At 51.4% G+C, this 14,169-nt stretch carries 19 protein-coding genes; 9 read left to right on the top strand and 10 right to left on the bottom strand.

Going from position 1 to position 14,169, the window contains the following annotated elements; genetic code table 11:
- Positions 1–83 precede the first annotated feature (83 nt).
- Both rpmB and rpmG read left to right on the top strand, forming a co-directional pair.
- On the top strand, positions 84–320 hold the full coding sequence (rpmB, locus tag CWE23_RS05650; protein WP_053953199.1) for a 50S ribosomal protein L28: 237 nt from the start codon (positions 84–86) through the stop codon (positions 318–320).
- A 12-nt stretch (positions 321–332) separates the two neighbouring features.
- Positions 333–488 (top strand): 50S ribosomal protein L33, encoded by a 156-nt coding sequence (rpmG, locus tag CWE23_RS05645; protein ID WP_008489399.1) that lies wholly within the window; start codon positions 333–335, stop codon positions 486–488.
- A 66-nt stretch (positions 489–554) separates the two neighbouring features.
- On the opposite strand, the gene CWE23_RS05640 is transcribed toward rpmG, so the two are convergent.
- Positions 555–1,184, bottom strand: a complete 630-nt coding sequence (locus CWE23_RS05640; protein ID WP_126819719.1) for a 2OG-Fe(II) oxygenase — start codon at positions 1,182–1,184, stop codon at positions 555–557.
- An 85-nt stretch (positions 1,185–1,269) separates the two neighbouring features.
- On the opposite strand from CWE23_RS05640, the gene CWE23_RS05635 reads away from it, so the two are divergent.
- The gene (locus CWE23_RS05635) at positions 1,270–1,764 is read left to right on the top strand and encodes a hypothetical protein (protein WP_157982912.1); all 495 of its coding nucleotides are present in this window, start codon (positions 1,270–1,272) and stop codon (positions 1,762–1,764) included.
- 9 nt (positions 1,765–1,773) lie between these two features.
- Complete coding sequence (gene mutM / locus CWE23_RS05630; RefSeq protein WP_126819717.1) at positions 1,774–2,586, top strand: bifunctional DNA-formamidopyrimidine glycosylase/DNA-(apurinic or apyrimidinic site) lyase; 813 nt, start codon at positions 1,774–1,776, stop codon at positions 2,584–2,586.
- Here mutM and bioH read toward each other — a convergent pair.
- Entirely contained in the window at positions 2,583–3,350 is a 768-nt protein-coding gene (gene bioH / locus CWE23_RS05625) for a pimeloyl-ACP methyl ester esterase BioH (protein WP_105305453.1), read from the bottom strand. The genes mutM and bioH overlap by 4 nt on opposite strands.
- Positions 3,351–3,386: 36 nt before the next feature.
- On the opposite strand from bioH, the gene CWE23_RS05620 reads away from it, so the two are divergent.
- The 3 genes from CWE23_RS05620 (at position 3,387) to CWE23_RS05610 (ending at position 6,238) form a co-directional block, all read left to right on the top strand.
- Complete coding sequence (locus CWE23_RS05620) at positions 3,387–4,076, top strand: ComF family protein (RefSeq protein ID WP_126819716.1); 690 nt, start codon at positions 3,387–3,389, stop codon at positions 4,074–4,076.
- 68 nt (positions 4,077–4,144) lie between these two features.
- Positions 4,145–4,723: a Fe-S biogenesis protein NfuA gene (gene nfuA, locus CWE23_RS05615; protein WP_105305455.1), complete on the top strand. Its 579-nt coding sequence runs from the start codon at positions 4,145–4,147 to the stop codon at positions 4,721–4,723.
- Positions 4,724–4,840: 117 nt separating this feature from the next.
- The gene (locus CWE23_RS05610; protein ID WP_126819715.1) at positions 4,841–6,238 is read left to right on the top strand and encodes a DUF4397 domain-containing protein; all 1,398 of its coding nucleotides are present in this window, start codon (positions 4,841–4,843) and stop codon (positions 6,236–6,238) included.
- Here the strand turns inward: CWE23_RS05610 and CWE23_RS05605 are convergent.
- On the bottom strand, positions 6,209–7,564 hold the full coding sequence (locus CWE23_RS05605) for an MATE family efflux transporter (protein ID WP_105307659.1): 1,356 nt from the start codon (positions 7,562–7,564) through the stop codon (positions 6,209–6,211). The genes CWE23_RS05610 and CWE23_RS05605 overlap by 30 nt on opposite strands.
- On the opposite strand from CWE23_RS05605, the gene CWE23_RS05600 reads away from it, so the two are divergent.
- A complete protein-coding gene (locus tag CWE23_RS05600) occupies positions 7,563–8,654 on the top strand; it encodes a polysaccharide deacetylase family protein (protein WP_105305457.1) in 1,092 nt (363 codons plus the stop codon). The two genes, CWE23_RS05605 and CWE23_RS05600, sit on opposite strands and share 2 nt — an antisense overlap.
- 6 nt (positions 8,655–8,660) lie before the next feature.
- On the opposite strand, the gene CWE23_RS05595 is transcribed toward CWE23_RS05600, so the two are convergent.
- From CWE23_RS05595 to CWE23_RS05575, 5 genes are read right to left on the bottom strand one after another with little or no spacing between them, the layout of a single operon-like run.
- Complete coding sequence (locus tag CWE23_RS05595; protein WP_105305458.1) at positions 8,661–9,278, bottom strand: SCO family protein; 618 nt, start codon at positions 9,276–9,278, stop codon at positions 8,661–8,663.
- Between the two features lie 20 nt (positions 9,279–9,298).
- Positions 9,299–10,195 (bottom strand): heme o synthase, encoded by an 897-nt coding sequence (gene cyoE / locus CWE23_RS05590; protein ID WP_126819714.1) that lies wholly within the window; start codon positions 10,193–10,195, stop codon positions 9,299–9,301.
- Positions 10,196–10,206: 11 nt separating this feature from the next.
- Positions 10,207–11,196: a COX15/CtaA family protein gene (locus tag CWE23_RS05585; protein WP_126819713.1), complete on the bottom strand. Its 990-nt coding sequence runs from the start codon at positions 11,194–11,196 to the stop codon at positions 10,207–10,209.
- 5 nt (positions 11,197–11,201) lie between these two features.
- The gene (locus CWE23_RS05580) at positions 11,202–11,744 is read right to left on the bottom strand and encodes a hypothetical protein (protein WP_126819712.1); all 543 of its coding nucleotides are present in this window, start codon (positions 11,742–11,744) and stop codon (positions 11,202–11,204) included.
- A 2-nt stretch (positions 11,745–11,746) separates the two neighbouring features.
- Positions 11,747–12,490, bottom strand: a complete 744-nt coding sequence (locus CWE23_RS05575) for an SURF1 family protein (protein WP_126819711.1) — start codon at positions 12,488–12,490, stop codon at positions 11,747–11,749.
- On the opposite strand from CWE23_RS05575, the gene CWE23_RS05570 reads away from it, so the two are divergent.
- Complete coding sequence (locus tag CWE23_RS05570) at positions 12,468–12,683, top strand: DUF2909 domain-containing protein (protein ID WP_105305463.1); 216 nt, start codon at positions 12,468–12,470, stop codon at positions 12,681–12,683. The genes CWE23_RS05575 and CWE23_RS05570 overlap by 23 nt on opposite strands.
- A gap of 20 nt (positions 12,684–12,703) precedes the next feature.
- Here the strand turns inward: CWE23_RS05570 and CWE23_RS05565 are convergent, their stop codons facing one another.
- Together CWE23_RS05565 and CWE23_RS05560 are read right to left on the bottom strand one after the other, a co-directional pair.
- Positions 12,704–13,579 carry a cytochrome c oxidase subunit 3 gene (locus tag CWE23_RS05565; protein ID WP_105305464.1) on the bottom strand — a complete coding sequence of 292 codons (876 nt, stop codon included), beginning with the start codon at positions 13,577–13,579 and terminating at the stop codon, positions 12,704–12,706.
- Between the two features lie 12 nt (positions 13,580–13,591).
- On the bottom strand, positions 13,592–14,167 hold the full coding sequence (locus CWE23_RS05560; RefSeq protein WP_105305465.1) for a cytochrome c oxidase assembly protein: 576 nt from the start codon (positions 14,165–14,167) through the stop codon (positions 13,592–13,594).
- Between the last annotated feature and the right edge of the window lie 2 nt (positions 14,168–14,169).

The following is a 14,169-nucleotide window of genomic DNA, read 5'->3' as shown; positions in this document are numbered from 1 at the left end:
TGCTGTATAAAATGCGCCCTCGGATTTCTAGGCAAGGTCAAATTGGGCGACAGGCGAGCTTGCAGCAATTTTGGAGTAAAGACATGTCACAAGTATGCCAAGTTACAGGTAAGCGTCCGGTAGTCGGTAACAACCGCTCGCACGCACGCAATGCGACTAAGCGTCGCTTTTTACCAAACTTACAATCTCACCGCTTCTGGGTAGAAAGCGAGAAGCGTTGGGTTAAGCTGCGCATTTCTACTAAAGGTATGCGTATCATCGATAAAAATGGTATCGACTCGGTATTAGCGGATCTCCGCGGCCGTGGTATCAAGGTGTAAGGAACAGATATTATGCGCGATAAGATTCGTTTGGTGTCATCTGCTGGTACTGGTTATTTCTACACCACAGATAAAAATAAGCGTACCATGCCAGAAAAAATGGAGATCAAAAAGTACGACCCAGTGGTTCGTAAGCACGTGATCTTCAAAGAAGCTAAAATCAAGTAATTTAGGCTTCCAACAGAAAATTAAAAACCGGCTTCTGGCCGGTTTTTTTGTGCCTGAAAATTGTGCTTAGCGCGGTGGGTCGACAATGCCTGAGATGCTGGCGTTGATACGGAACCAACCGGTGATGCTGAGGCGGTCGCGGTGGGAGGGCAATACTTCGTGAACAAACTTCTCGCTAAGAAACACCACCAGGGTGCCTCGCTCCGGAGTCACTTGCTCCAGGATCTCGCCGCGATCGCCGTAGATCACCAGTTGACCACCGTGTTGCTCCTGCCAGTCTTCGTTTAAATACATCACTGTCGTCAGGCGTCGGTTGCTGCGTCCTTTAAAGGCGTCCAGATGTTTCTTGTAAAATGCCCCTTTGGGGTAATGGGCAAAATGACATTCATAGTCGAATAGACCGAGAAACAGCTGGCGATTGAGTTCGGTGCGTAACTCATCCATCAGCTTAAGATAGGTGTTTTCGATGGCTTGTTCGGCGGATAGCCACAAGATCCGGTCGTTACGTACCATCGTATTAACGGTCTGCTGTGTGGCGCGGCCGATGGCAGCGGTATTCCAGTACTGTTCTGGTATTGCCTGGGCGTGCTGATACAATTGTTGTGATAGGGATTCCGCTAAAAAATTTGGCACGATGCAATAGCCTTTGTCACTGAGGCTATCTAAGATGTGATCAAGCTGAGGGATGGCGGACATATCAGATTACCAATATCACGGACGCTTACGGGAGCCGAAATATAGGTTATTCTGGCGATATCGACAAGCGCTTTATGGGTGTTTCATGAGACGAGAACAAAAACGTACCTTTTTCGGCGTTACGATGAGTAAACGGGCGTGGAACAACGTGCTGGTTTATGTTGTGTTGTTGATCATGTTTCTGCTCTATTTCGTGCTCCCCGGCAACCGGCAGGCATTGACCGAAAGCCCGGCGAGCGTTGAGGTGGTTGGGTTGATTCCTGCTGAAATGAGGTTATTGAGTATTCATATCGATGATCAGGTGATTGAGCGTCAGCCGGACGGTTGGGTGTGTGTTCCTGTGTGCGCGATTTCCAAACAACGGGCTGCGGCGTTGGCTGAGACGTGGCAGTCCTTGCGGATGATACCTTCCTCGTTGCAGCCGGAAGCGAAGATTGTCGACGTTTATTTGTATTTTGAGGGTGACCAGCAGGCGCGAATCGAGCTGTATTCAGAGCCCAAACTATTAATTAAATTGCCGCAACAGGATCGGGTGTTTGAGCCGGTCGATGTTGCTGTAGAGGCTTTATTAGGACGTTAGGAACTAAGTATGCCGGAGTTACCAGAAGTTGAAGTCAGTCGGTTAGGCATCAGCCCTCATATTGAGGGCAAGTTGATAACACAGGTTAGAGTGCACGATGCGCGGTTGCGTTGGCCGGTGCCGGAGACGGTTCAGCGGGTCAGCGGTCAGCAGCTGGAAGCGGTGACCCGCAGAGCCAAGTACTTATTGTTGAAGACTGCTGTCGGCACTTTGTTATTGCACCTCGGGATGTCCGGTAAGTTGCGGGTAGTGCCGAATACCACCTCGTTGAAAAAACACGATCATATCGAGATTGAGTTCGAAGATGGGCAGGTACTGAGGCTGAATGATCCGCGCCGCTTTGGCGCCTTACTGTTTTGTGCTGACGATGTCAGTTCGCACGAACTGTTGGCGCGGCTGGGGCCGGAGCCGCTGACGGAGGCATTTACGGCCGATTACTTGTTTGCAGCATCGCGGGGGCGTAAACAGGCGATTAAGACCTTCATCATGGACAATCATGTGGTGGTCGGGGTTGGTAATATTTACGCCAATGAGGCGTTGTTTAAAGCGGGTATTAACCCGAAGCGACAGGCGGGTCAGGTCAGCCGGGCGCGTTATCAAAAATTGGTGCCGCTGATTAAGCAAACCTTGCAAGATGCTATCGCACAAGGGGGCACAACGTTACGGGATTTTACCAACGTTGATGGCTCGCCCGGTTATTTCGCGCAACAACTGATGGTGTACGGGCGGGGTGGCAAGCGTTGCATGGTTTGTCAGGCAACGCTGAAAGAAATCCGTCTGGGCCAACGCAGTACCGTTTATTGCACCCGGTGTCAGCGCTAGACAGCGCTCAGGAATTGGCGATAGCGTTCGGCAAACGGTATGCTGGCGGATACGAATGGCGTATGGGCGCAGTGGTTAAACACGTGTTGTTGAGACTGCGGTGCCAGCGCCTGCACCAAGTCACTAACGGCAACCGGAACTAAGCTATCAAGTCGGCCGTAAAAGCGCATAAATGGTTGTTGGATGTCAGCTAACTGAGTCCTTAGATCGGCTTGTTGCAGCAATGACAGACCGTTTTTTAAGCTCTCCGTATTGGCCATCGGTTTTTCAAATACCCAATGACGAACCTGTTTGATCAGTTGCTTGGCATGCGGGCTACCCATTGCCTGCACGGCCATGAATCGTTCAATGGTGGCTTTGAAGTCGGATCTCAGTGAACGTTGAAATTGCTGTAGCAGCACCGGTTTAATGCCGGGCCAGTCGTCGTTTGCGATGAAATAAGGTGACGAGGCAACCGTTGCTAAAGACAGCACACGCTGCGGGCATTGGACGGCGAGTTGCGTGGCCACCAGTCCCCCTAATGACCACCCTAGAACATGAAATTGTTGCGGTAGTGATGGCAGAATGTCATGACAGATATCCTCCAGCGACGGACTTAGGGTTAACGAATGGCTATCCCCGAAACCTGGTAAATCAATTTGGGTAACCCTGAACTGTGAGGTCAGTTCCGGCAGCAGTGGTTGCCAAACATTCGCATTCATTCCCCAGCCATGGATGACAACAATATCCGTGCCTGTACCTTGTGTTGAAGTCCAAATACTCACTATAGTCGCCTGTCTTGTCCGAGTTATAGGGGTGCTATGCTAGCGTCAATCAGCGGCTTCGCCAATAGAATCGGTGCCAATGCCTGTATTCTCTGTCGTATGCACAGCGTACTCGAGCATGGTATCTGCGATGATTGTGCGGTTGCGCTGCCACGATGGTACCCGCGCAGTGTGAAACATTTGGCTCATTTTCCCTCATTGCAGGAACGTGAGTTGACCGCACATTGGTTTGCTCCCCTACGCTGGACACTGCTCACTCAATCGTTAATTTATCGCTATAAAACGGGTGGCCAGGTGCACTTGGCGGGCGCCTTTGCGGCCTGGCTGGCGGCACACCTGATCCATTGTTACCGAAACGAGCAGCAATCCTGGCCGGACGTACTGGTGGTTGTACCGACGACGGCGAAGGTGTGGCAACAACGGGGTTTTCATCATACGGGTTTGCTGGCGCAACAATTGGCAAGCTATCTGAAGATCCCTTATCAGGCTGGTGTATTGCGCGTTATTCGGCCGCTAGCCAAACAGAAGCAACTCGGGCGCCAGCAGCGTTGGCGACAGCATGCTAAGAGTCTGCATTGCACGGTTGATACGAGCGGACTGAGAGTTGCTGTGCTTGATGACTTGATCAGCTCGGGAGCGACGCTGACGGCGGCCGCTCGAGCGTTGCGAAAACAGGGCGCCAAAACGGTTGACGGGTGGGCGCTGATCTACAACCAGGGTGACTAGCCACATCGATGATATTCAGGTAGACTATACCCTAGTAATTTACTCAGGTATAGCAAGAGGCGAGCAGAATGATTCGTATTACCGAAGCGGCACAACAACATTTTGGTAAGCTCCTGGCGGAACAACCCGAAGGCACAGGCATTCGTGTGTTTGTGGTTAACCCAGGGTCACCGAATGCCGAGTGTGGTGTATCTTATTGCCCGCCGGATTCGGTCGAAGCGGATGATGAGCGGTTACCCTTTAATGGCTTTGACGCCATCGTTGACTCCGGCAGTGCACCGTTTTTAGAAGATGCCGTGATTGACTTTGAAGAGCAGGAGCTGGGTTCACAGCTGACGCTGAAAGCACCAAACGCTAAAGCGAAAAAAGTTGCTGATGACGCGCCGTTAATTGAGCGTGTTGAGTACGTGATTCAGGCGGAAATTAACCCGCAGTTAGCCAACCACGGTGGTCACGTCATGGTCAATGACATTACTGACGACGGTTTAGCAATTCTACAGTTTGGCGGCGGCTGTAATGGTTGCAGCATGATTGATGTCACGGTTAAGAACGGCATTGAAAAAGAGCTGAAAGAGCGTTTTCCGAATGAAATCACCGGGGTGCGCGATATCACTGAACATGAGCGTGGCGAACATTCTTATTACTAGAGTTTGGCGCTATACAACTTGATGTTTTGTTCGATTTTTTGATGTTAAAATAATGTGATCCCTCGCACATATCTCCTGCGTAGTGATATTTGCCCTAATCATTACGAGGAAATTATTATGCGAGGAATCACAAAACTCAGTGTACTCTCTTTATCCCTTGTTGTCTTGTCAGGTTGTTGGCTGGATGATGATGACAATGATACTACCACCGTTACGCCACCGCCTGAGCCCGAGGTTCAGTCAACCTATGTGCGCGTGCACCACACTTCTGCTGACGCGCCCAATGTTAATGTTTTGGCGGACGGTAACGCGGTTCTAGAAGATGTGCCTTACCATGCGTCATCCAATGTACTGGAACTTGATGAGGGGACTTACTCCATCACGGTACAAGGTATTTTACCGGATCAAAGTACGGCGGATGTGATTGGCCCGGCGGATCTTGAATTTGCCGCGGATACCCGCTACGAAATCTTTGCCATCGGTGATGTCAGTGACGAGACGCTTGAACCCCTGGTGCTGTCAAACCCAGTCACTGCAGTAGCTGATGGCGAAAGCCGCATTCAAGTTGTACACGCGGCTTATGGTGCGCCAACGGTTGATGTTTATCTGACGGCTCCTGACGAAGAGTTGGCCAGTGCATCACCGGCAGTGACCCTGGAATACGCGGACGACAGTGGCCAGGTAGAAGTCCCTGCCGGCGATTACCGTGTGCGCTTAACACCGGCCGGTGAAACGACGGTGGTTTACGACTCTGGTAGCGTGAGTCTGGCAGATGGCGGCGACTATATCATCGCGGCGACGAATAATGTCAGTACCGGTAACTCACCAGTGACGCTGCAAATTTCAACCGGTGAGGAAACCCTCGTGGTGCCTGATGCGAATGCCGGCAGTGACGTACGTGTCGTGCACGCCTCGGCTGACGCGCCAAACGTCGATGTGACGTTGAATAATGCCAGTGAAGCACAAATTCAAGATTTAGCCTTTGGTTCGGTAGCGGGCTATTTGAATGTTGAGGCCGGCGATTACTTAGTCGATGTGGCCGCTGCAGGTGGTTCGCCAGTGGTGTTTGATGATGTTGAGCTGCCATTAGCCTTAGCCACCAGCTACAGTGTTTATGCGATGGGCGCGCTGGAAAACATTAATCTGCAGGTGTTGACTGAAGAGCGTCGCCGGATTGCGACTGCGGCACAGTTGCAAATCGTGCACGCATCGCCGTCAGCGGGTAATGTTGATATCTACCTGACCGAAACCGATGACATCAGTGACGCGGAGCCGGTATTCAGCGATGTGCCCTTTGATGCGGATGCGTTAGTCAGTACCGGTAATGTTCAGGTCACGCCGGGCGACTACTTTGCAACCGTTACCGCAACGGGTACGAAAGACGCCGCCATTGGTCCGGTGGCACTGACGTTGTCTGCAGAAGGTATTTACACCATAGTGGCAACCGATTCAGCCGGTGGTGGTTTACCTCCGCAGGTCATCTTGTTAGATGATTTGGCGCCAGCGCAGCCGTAACCACAGGGCCTGAAATACCCCACGCATGAGTAAAAAGCCGCTCAGAGCCATCCACAAACCATGGTTCTGTAGCGGCAACCCAAGCCACCATAACGGTAAAAAGCCAAACGCCGCTGCCAAAATCATGGTATTGCGCATGCCTTTACTGAGCGATAAACCGATAAACACACCGTCAAACCAGTAGCTCCAATGACCGATCAACGGTAGCAGCACAATCCACGGCAGGTATTGAGCCGCGGTGGTAATCACCTCGGGTATATCTGTGATGAGGCCAATGATGGCTGGCCCGAACAGCCAGAACAGCAGTGTGTAAGCAATCGCGAAAATACACGACCAGAGCAGTGTAAGCCGGCACCAATAGGCCACTTTGTGCGGATTACGTTGGCCTTTAGCGGCTCCTGTGAGCGCCTCAACAGCATAGGCAATACCGTCGAGTCCCAGCGAAATCAGCATCAGAAACTGCATCAGCACGGCATTCACGGCGACGACGGTAGAACCATAGCGGGCGGCATAACCTGTCATCGTCGCCATGCACAGCTGCAGCACCAGGCTTCGAATAAAGATGTTGCCGTTGACACTGGCATACTGACGTAAGGCGTTAAATTTGATGTGAATGCTGGTAGGCGACCAGTTGAGCGCTCGCGCGCACCAATAAAGGCCAACCGCTGCGGTCACATAGTCGGCGCTGAAGGAAGCCCAGGCGGCGCCTTTAACATTCATACCCAGTCCAAGAATCAATATCACATCCATCACCACATTGACGCCGTTGGTAATGATCGCCAGCCACATCGCCCGTCCGCTTTGCTGCCGTCCGAGTAGCACACCGAGCGTAATGAGGGTAATCAGCGCCGCCGGCGCCGACCATAAACGAATACCGATATAGTCGCTGGCGAGCGGGATCAACTGAGTGTCGGGTTGCACTATCCACATGGCAAAATCAATGATCCAGGGGGAGCCGAGGCCAATAGCGCTACCCAGAAGCACCGCCAGCAACAGCCCGTGGTTAAAGTGCTGACGTTGCGCCGCTCGATCATTTGCGCCGAACGACTGGGCGATATAGCCGGTGGTCGCCATGCGCAAAAACACGGCTAACAGGAAAATAAAGCTCACCACCATAGCGCCAATCGCAACGGCCGACAGGTAGATAGCGTCGGGTAAATGCCCTATGATAGCGGTGTCAACCAAGCCAAGCATGGGGGCCGCGATGTTCGATAAAATCATCGGCAGGGCGATGGCGAAAACTTTCTTGTGATCGGCAAGTGGAAAGCGCAGCAACGTTGACGACAAGGTATTACCCCATTGACAGCAAAATCTGGAGTGTAGCATGAAATTTAAATCACTGGTGCTGGCCACAGCATTGGTTTCGGCCTGCGGGGATACGGCTTCTCAGGAGTCCGTTGCAAACAGCGATAAGATGACCGATAACAGTATCGCGATACTCCAGTATCATCATGTGGCTGAAGACACGCCCGCGGTAACGTCAATTGCTCCTGAGCGTTTTGAAGAGCACCTCAAGTATTTAAAAGACAATAATTTTGTCGTGCTGCCGATAGAAGAAGCTCATCAACGCATTGAGAGCGGCGAGTCGTTTCCGGCAAAAGCGGTGGTGATCACCTTTGATGACGGATACGACAACGTCTATGACAACGCGGCACCTCTGCTAAAACAATACGATATGCCCTACGCGGTATTTGTTAATCCCGATTTAATGCAACAAAGTCCTTCCGCCTATATGAGCTGGGAGCAGCTCAGAACCATTCAGGAGCAAGGCGCAACCATCGTTAACCATGGCCAGACACACGCTCACTTGATCCGCCGTAAGGACGGGGAAAGTGAAACAGAATGGCGTGAGCGCATGAGCTACGATGTCCTGAGCGCACAGCAAGCCATCGACGAGAAATTAGGGCCGCAGCCGAAATATTTTGCTTACCCGTTTGGTGAATACGATGCAGATTTGCAGGCATTGCTGGATGAGTGGGGCTTCCTGGGTTTTGCTCAGCATAGCGGACCGTGGAGTCCTTACAGTGACCCAACCGCAATCACCCGGTTTCCGGCCTCAGGTATTTACGCGAACCTGAAGACGCTGGCGCCCAAGCTCAATAGCCTGGCAATGCCGGTGGCAGAGTACTCACCGCAGGAGCCATTGCTTGAGCATCAACAAACGCGCCCCGAATTAACGGTCACGTTGAGCTCAGTGAGTACACTGCAAAAACACGCCCTGCAGTGCTATCAAGGGTCACACGTGCTAAAACCCGAGTGGTTGTCAGAGCGGGTGTTTTCGGTGACGCCGAGTGCTGACCTAGCTATTGGCCGTTCGCGCATCAACTGCACTGCGCCCAATAAAACCGGTCAGGCATACTATTGGTTTTCGGCGGCCTTTATTCGCCCGGACAGCAATGGCAGTTGGCCGGACTGATCACACTTAATCGGCAATAATGGCGAAGTCTCGTTTTAACTGTTGCATGTCAACAACGGGAATTTCGCCCGGCTTATGGTCGGCATTGAATATTGCTTTACGATTACCATCAGGGTCGACAAGAATGATCGCTGCACTGTGATTAACCAGATAATTCTCTTCGTCCTCTTCCGGTATCGAGTACATTAAACCGAGATCCCGCACGAACGGAAACAGTTGTGGGTGCTCTGCGCGGACACCAACAAAAGCGTCACCAAAATAGCCGGTATACTGAGTCAGGCGTTCCAGTGAGTCTCGTTTAGGATCGACTGAGATAAGCCAGACTTTAACCGGTTGGTCGGTGTGTTGCTGCAATTCCGGCAGGATACGTTGTAAGTCGGATAGTGTGGTCGGGCAAATATCCGGACAAAAGGTGTAGCCGGTAAACAGCAAGGTCCATTGGCCTTTTAAAGCGTCATTATCGATGGTTTGCTGGGTTGCCGTTGACTCAATCTGGAACGGCGCCAGCGCACGCGGAGGGTTGTATACCAACGCCTCTGGCTGCGGTTGAGGCCAGAATTGATAAGTGGCAATGCCTACCGCAGCGGCGATAATGGCGGCAATCACGATCAATGCTTTTTGCATAAACGGCTCTCTCGTTGTGGCTAAACGTAATGATCGACCAATAGGATGACGAACAGCAGCATTAGGTGCCAAATAGAGAAGGCAAACATATTATATGCGGTTTTCTTATTGGGTGCGTACTTGAGCTTCCAGGCGTAGCCGAGGAAAATGGCATTAAGCACACTCACGCCAACCAAATAAATCACGCCGGACATACCAACCAAATAGGGCAAAAAGCAAACCACACTGAGCAATACCGTATACAGCAGGATGCAGGTCTTAGTGAACTCTATGCCGTGAGTGACCGGTAGCATTGGCACCTTGGCTCGTGCATAGTCCCGTTCACGGTGTACGGCCAAGGCCCAGAAATGCGGTGGCGTCCAGGTAAATATGATCATCACCAATAAAATGGCATGGGCGTGAATATCATTAGTAACGGCGGTCCAGCCTAACAGCGGAGGGGCTGCCCCAGCGAGACCTCCGATAACGATATTTTGTGGTGTGGCGCGCTTTAAAAACATCGTGTAAACGACCGCATAGCCAACCATACTGGCAAAAGTCAGCCAGGCTGTTAAGGCATTGACCCAAACGTACAGCGTGGCAAAACCCAGTAACCCGATGATGCTGGCAAAGGTCGATACCTTAAATGGCGACAGGTTGCCCTGAGGCAACGGTCGACGCAACGTGCGAGCCATTTTCGCATCGATATGACGGTCTACCAGGTGGTTGATGGCGGCAGCGGCTGCCGACATCAGGCCAATGCCTGTCAACGCCGGTATCAGCACACTCAACGCCACCCATTCGGTCTGCGCCAGAGCCATGCCGACAACCGCGGTTAATAAAAGTAACGCGACCACCCGCGGCTTGGTTAATTCGAGATAATCTCGCCATGGCGCGCTGCGTTGTTGTAGTTTTTTTGATGCAACGTAAGCTGGCATAGTGAACTCCTTCAAGCCTTTCTGGACAAGTTGTAATTAAGTGCGACCAGAGACAGCAATAACAGTGCTCCCACAGCATTATGGGATACAGCTACCCAAAGCGGTAAGCTAAAGACTACGTTACTCACACCGAGCGCAATTTGCAAAATTAATAACAATCCGATAACAACCAGCGATTGGCGGAAAAAGCCAGAAACCGCTTTGCGCCAACATTTAAACAGCAACCACCCGACGACTAACGTCGTTACGATCGCACCAAAGCGGTGGACAATGTGCATGGTCATGCGGTCATCGTAGTCATGTGCGCCAAATTGATAAGTGGAGGCTTCAGGAATACTGAATGCACCGCTGAAATCGAGGTTAGCGGTCCAGTTGCCTTCACAAAATGGTAGCTCGGTGCAGGCAACCGCGGCATAGTTGGCTGCCACCCAGCCACCCAGCGCAATTTGACCCAGCACCACAAACAGAGTGAACAGCGCCAAGCCGCGGTAACGTCGTAACTCGGGATCGCCGCCGCCAACCCGGTAGGGTTCTAACCTCAGCTTCAGCAAGTACAGCAGCGACAGTATGGAAAAACCGCCCAGTAAATGTCCCATCACAATCAGCGGCTGCAGATTCATGGTAACCGTCCACATGCCCAGTGCCGCCTGAAAAATAACCAGCCCCAATAATAACGTTGGTAACTTGACCGGCGTCGGCTTTTGGCTCGGCACGCGTTTTTTAAACCACGCGCTGACAGCAATAAGTAAAATCATCAAACCCAGCGCGCCGGCAAAATAGCGATGGATCATTTCGTTCCAGGCTTTGTCCTTTTCCACCGGTGCATCGGGATACAATGCTTCTGCCTGCGCGATATGTTCTGCTTTTGAAGGCACAGATAAAAAGCCATAGCAGCCGGGCCAGTCAGGACAGCCGAGTCCAGCTTCCGTTAAGCGCGTAAACGAGCCGAGTACGATAACGCAGAACGCCAGAACCACACTGATTCTTACAAGTGTACGCATACCCTTTATCCTATTCTCGATAGTTTTAATAATTTTCTCAGGTCGGCGAGGACGTTCTTGCCTTCCAGAATCATGGTTTGCTGATCGTCATGTGAAGGGTAATAAAGCATGACGTTGTTCAACGGGTCGATAATAAACAAAGAGCCGGCCGGTAAACCGTTCAGCTGGTCGATGAGCTGTGGTTGTTGCAGTTGTGTGAAATGAAACTCGGAGTGAAATTCTCGTACGTCGGCTGCCGCTGAATTGGTCAGTACCACCGGCGTGACACGGTCGGTGTCTTTGCCCAGGGCAACGTCAATCTGATTCATCACAAAGAGCACATTTTGACAGCGCTCCTGACACTGTTCGGGCGCAATATAAGCCAACTTCCAGCCATCGGGCAGCTCATCGGCCTGGCTCAGGGTAACCGGCTCAGCTAATAGAGTGCCTTTATTGGTGCCGGCTTGATACCAATGTTGGTCGAGAATGATCCAGGCGATAATAACCGGCAACAGGAAGGCTATCAGGACTATGATCAGTGTTCGTCGTGAGCGATTGAGGGAGCTCATGATTACTCCTCTTGTTTTTGTTTATTTATTCTTATAACAGCAATTGTAAAAATCACCAACGCTGCAACCGCTAAACTGAACCATTGCAATGCATAGGCCTGATGCTTTTCAGGTGGCATCACATTGGGTTTCCAGTCGCGAAGATAGCCAAATGAGGCGTTCTTACTCAGCAGCAATAGAAAGGGCGCGATGTCGAGCTGAAAGTTGTCAGCAACAGCTGACGGCACAAATTCCGGTATACGCTGTGGCCAAATACCCAGAGGTTGTTCCTGAACATCATTAATAAACACGTTTTCCTGCGGATATTGTGTTAATGCCGTGAATGACACGGTTCCGGAAGGCAGACGAATATCGGGTAGTTCGGAACGCAATGTAGGTGCCTCTATCCAGCCAAGGTTTACCGCCACCTGCTGCTCCTGATTAGCGATGTTCAGCAAGCCAACCACATGATAACCGGGTGTCCCTTGGTGCAGTTGGTTGTCGATAAGAAAGTAGCGTTGTGGGTCGAATTCGCCGCTGACCGTAACGGCTTCAAACCGTTCTGGCTGTCGCTCCAGTAAATTGAGGTTGGCAGCCGGTCGAGACTCACTGTGCTCGGCATACGCTTGATAGTCGTTAAACAGGGCTGCTTTCTCGGCGGCACGTTCGAGCTGCCAAAATCCTAACTTGACCATTACTGCCACAGCTAGCACAGTAAGAGTTCCGGCAATTACAGGAATTTTTATGTTAGCAATTTTTAAGCTCATTATCGTTGCGCTACTGCTCTATATGGTGTTTAACCTGTTTCGGGCACTGTTTGTCATGCTTCGAAACGACCCCAACAAACCACCGATGACGCATTACCTGGGTAAACGGGTAGGAATTGCAGCCTTGGTTCTCTTGGTCTTAATCATCGCTGCTTACAGCGGGCTATTACCGCTTAACCCGCGCCCCTATTAAGAGGCGCGAGTTGTTTACGGTTAAATCACATAAACCACAACAAACAAACAAATCCACACCACATCGACGAAATGCCAGTACCAACTGGTCGCCTGAAAGGCAAAGTGATTGTCGGGTGTAAAATGACCTTTTAGCACACGCAGGAACATGATGATCAACATCAGTGTGCCAAGTGTTACGTGCATGCCGTGGAAGCCCGTCAGCAGGTAGAAGGTGTTACCGTAAATACCGGACTGCAAGGTTAAACCAAGCTGCTCGTACGCGTGAATGTACTCGGCTCCCTGGAAGTACAGGAAGATGCAACCAAGGATGATGGTGATGGCCAGCCAGGCGGTCAGTTGCTTACGGTTGTCTTTTTCCAGGCCAACGTGCGCCAAGTGGCAGGTGACCGAGCTAACCACCAGAATGACGGTGTTAATCAACGGTAGACCGTACCAACCCATCGCTTCGGTTTCAGTACCTCCGGGGGTTTTCGTCAATGGCCACTGAGCAACAAACTGCGGCCATAATACCTCGGCGGTCATGGCATTATTGCTGGCGCCATCAAGCCATGGTACAGCGATTACCCGGGCATAGAATAAGGCGCCAAAAAACGCCGCAAAGAACATGACTTCGGAAAAGATAAACCAACTCATGCCTTGTTTATAAGAATTACCAAGCTGCTCGTTGTACAGGCCCTGCATGGATTCATTGATTTGATCCCGGAACCAGCCAAACAGCATTACGGCCATAACGATAATGCCCGCGATAAGCACGGTGCTACCATAACCATCTTGTTCATTGGTCATGTCTATAACGGTGTTTCCTGCACCCCAGGCGATAAGCCCTAAGCCGATGGCGCCAATAATGGGCCAGGGGCTGGAAGCAGGAACATAATAACTTTGATTCTCTGCCATAACGACGTTTCCTTATTCTGATGATTGTAGCTGAGCTAATGTCTCAGCCGTCGCATCGGCTGTCATATCATACAGCGTGTATGACAGTGTTAATGTAGTGATGTGAGCCGGAATTTCCGGGTCGAGATAAAATTGCATTGGCATTTCGGTGTCGTCACCGGCTGCAAGCGGCTGTTGATTAAAACAGAAACATTCCACTTTATTGAGGTACAACGATGCCTCCGCCGGGGCTACCGATGGAATCGCCTGAGCCACCATGTCTCCACCGGTAGGGTTGCCCGCCAAAAAGTTAACCACACGGACTTCACCGGGGTGTACTTTGACTTGCTTCACCGAGGGTTCAAATTTCCAGGGAATGCCTTTCGCGTTGCGAGTAATGAACTGCACGGTCACGGTTCGCGACGTGTCCACCTCTTGGTGGACAGCCGCGACCGCTTCGTTCTTTGTACGTCCGTTAAAGCCGGTTACCTCGCAAAACACGTCATACAGAGGGACCAGTGCGAAACCGAAAGCGAACATCCCGGCAACGGTCAGTAGCAGCCGTTTAACGATGGTCGCGTTGTTTGCACGTTGTTGCGAGTCAGACATGG

It is taken from the genome of Idiomarina aquatica (assembly GCF_003987185.1).
GTDB classification, from domain to species: Bacteria; Pseudomonadota; Gammaproteobacteria; order Enterobacterales; family Alteromonadaceae; genus Idiomarina; species Idiomarina aquatica.
Note: the sequence above shows the minus strand (reverse complement) of the source record. Positions and strands in the feature narration are given on the sequence as shown.

Coding starts and splice junctions, on each gene's coding strand:
- CWE23_RS05640 (WP_126819719.1), bottom strand. CDS start 1,184: ATGTCCGCCATCCCTCAGCTTGATCACATCTTAGATAGCCTCAGTGAC.
- CWE23_RS05635 (WP_157982912.1), top strand. CDS start 1,270: ATGAGACGAGAACAAAAACGTACCTTTTTCGGCGTTACGATGAGTAAA.
- CWE23_RS05565 (WP_105305464.1), bottom strand. CDS start 13,579: ATGGCAGAGAATCAAAGTTATTATGTTCCTGCTTCCAGCCCCTGGCCC.
- CWE23_RS05595 (WP_105305458.1), bottom strand. CDS start 9,278: ATGCAAAAAGCATTGATCGTGATTGCCGCCATTATCGCCGCTGCGGTA.
- CWE23_RS05585 (WP_126819713.1), bottom strand. CDS start 11,196: ATGCGTACACTTGTAAGAATCAGTGTGGTTCTGGCGTTCTGCGTTATC.
- rpmG (WP_008489399.1), top strand. CDS start 333: ATGCGCGATAAGATTCGTTTGGTGTCATCTGCTGGTACTGGTTATTTC.
- CWE23_RS05600 (WP_105305457.1), top strand. CDS start 7,563: ATGAAATTTAAATCACTGGTGCTGGCCACAGCATTGGTTTCGGCCTGC.
- cyoE (WP_126819714.1), bottom strand. CDS start 10,195: ATGCCAGCTTACGTTGCATCAAAAAAACTACAACAACGCAGCGCGCCA.
- nfuA (WP_105305455.1), top strand. CDS start 4,145: ATGATTCGTATTACCGAAGCGGCACAACAACATTTTGGTAAGCTCCTG.
- CWE23_RS05605 (WP_105307659.1), bottom strand. CDS start 7,564: ATGCTACACTCCAGATTTTGCTGTCAATGGGGTAATACCTTGTCGTCA.
- CWE23_RS05610 (WP_126819715.1), top strand. CDS start 4,841: ATGCGAGGAATCACAAAACTCAGTGTACTCTCTTTATCCCTTGTTGTC.
- CWE23_RS05575 (WP_126819711.1), bottom strand. CDS start 12,490: ATGAGCTTAAAAATTGCTAACATAAAAATTCCTGTAATTGCCGGAACT.
- rpmB (WP_053953199.1), top strand. CDS start 84: ATGTCACAAGTATGCCAAGTTACAGGTAAGCGTCCGGTAGTCGGTAAC.
- mutM (WP_126819717.1), top strand. CDS start 1,774: ATGCCGGAGTTACCAGAAGTTGAAGTCAGTCGGTTAGGCATCAGCCCT.
- CWE23_RS05620 (WP_126819716.1), top strand. CDS start 3,387: ATGCTAGCGTCAATCAGCGGCTTCGCCAATAGAATCGGTGCCAATGCC.
- CWE23_RS05580 (WP_126819712.1), bottom strand. CDS start 11,744: ATGAGCTCCCTCAATCGCTCACGACGAACACTGATCATAGTCCTGATA.
- CWE23_RS05560 (WP_105305465.1), bottom strand. CDS start 14,167: ATGTCTGACTCGCAACAACGTGCAAACAACGCGACCATCGTTAAACGG.
- CWE23_RS05570 (WP_105305463.1), top strand. CDS start 12,468: ATGTTAGCAATTTTTAAGCTCATTATCGTTGCGCTACTGCTCTATATG.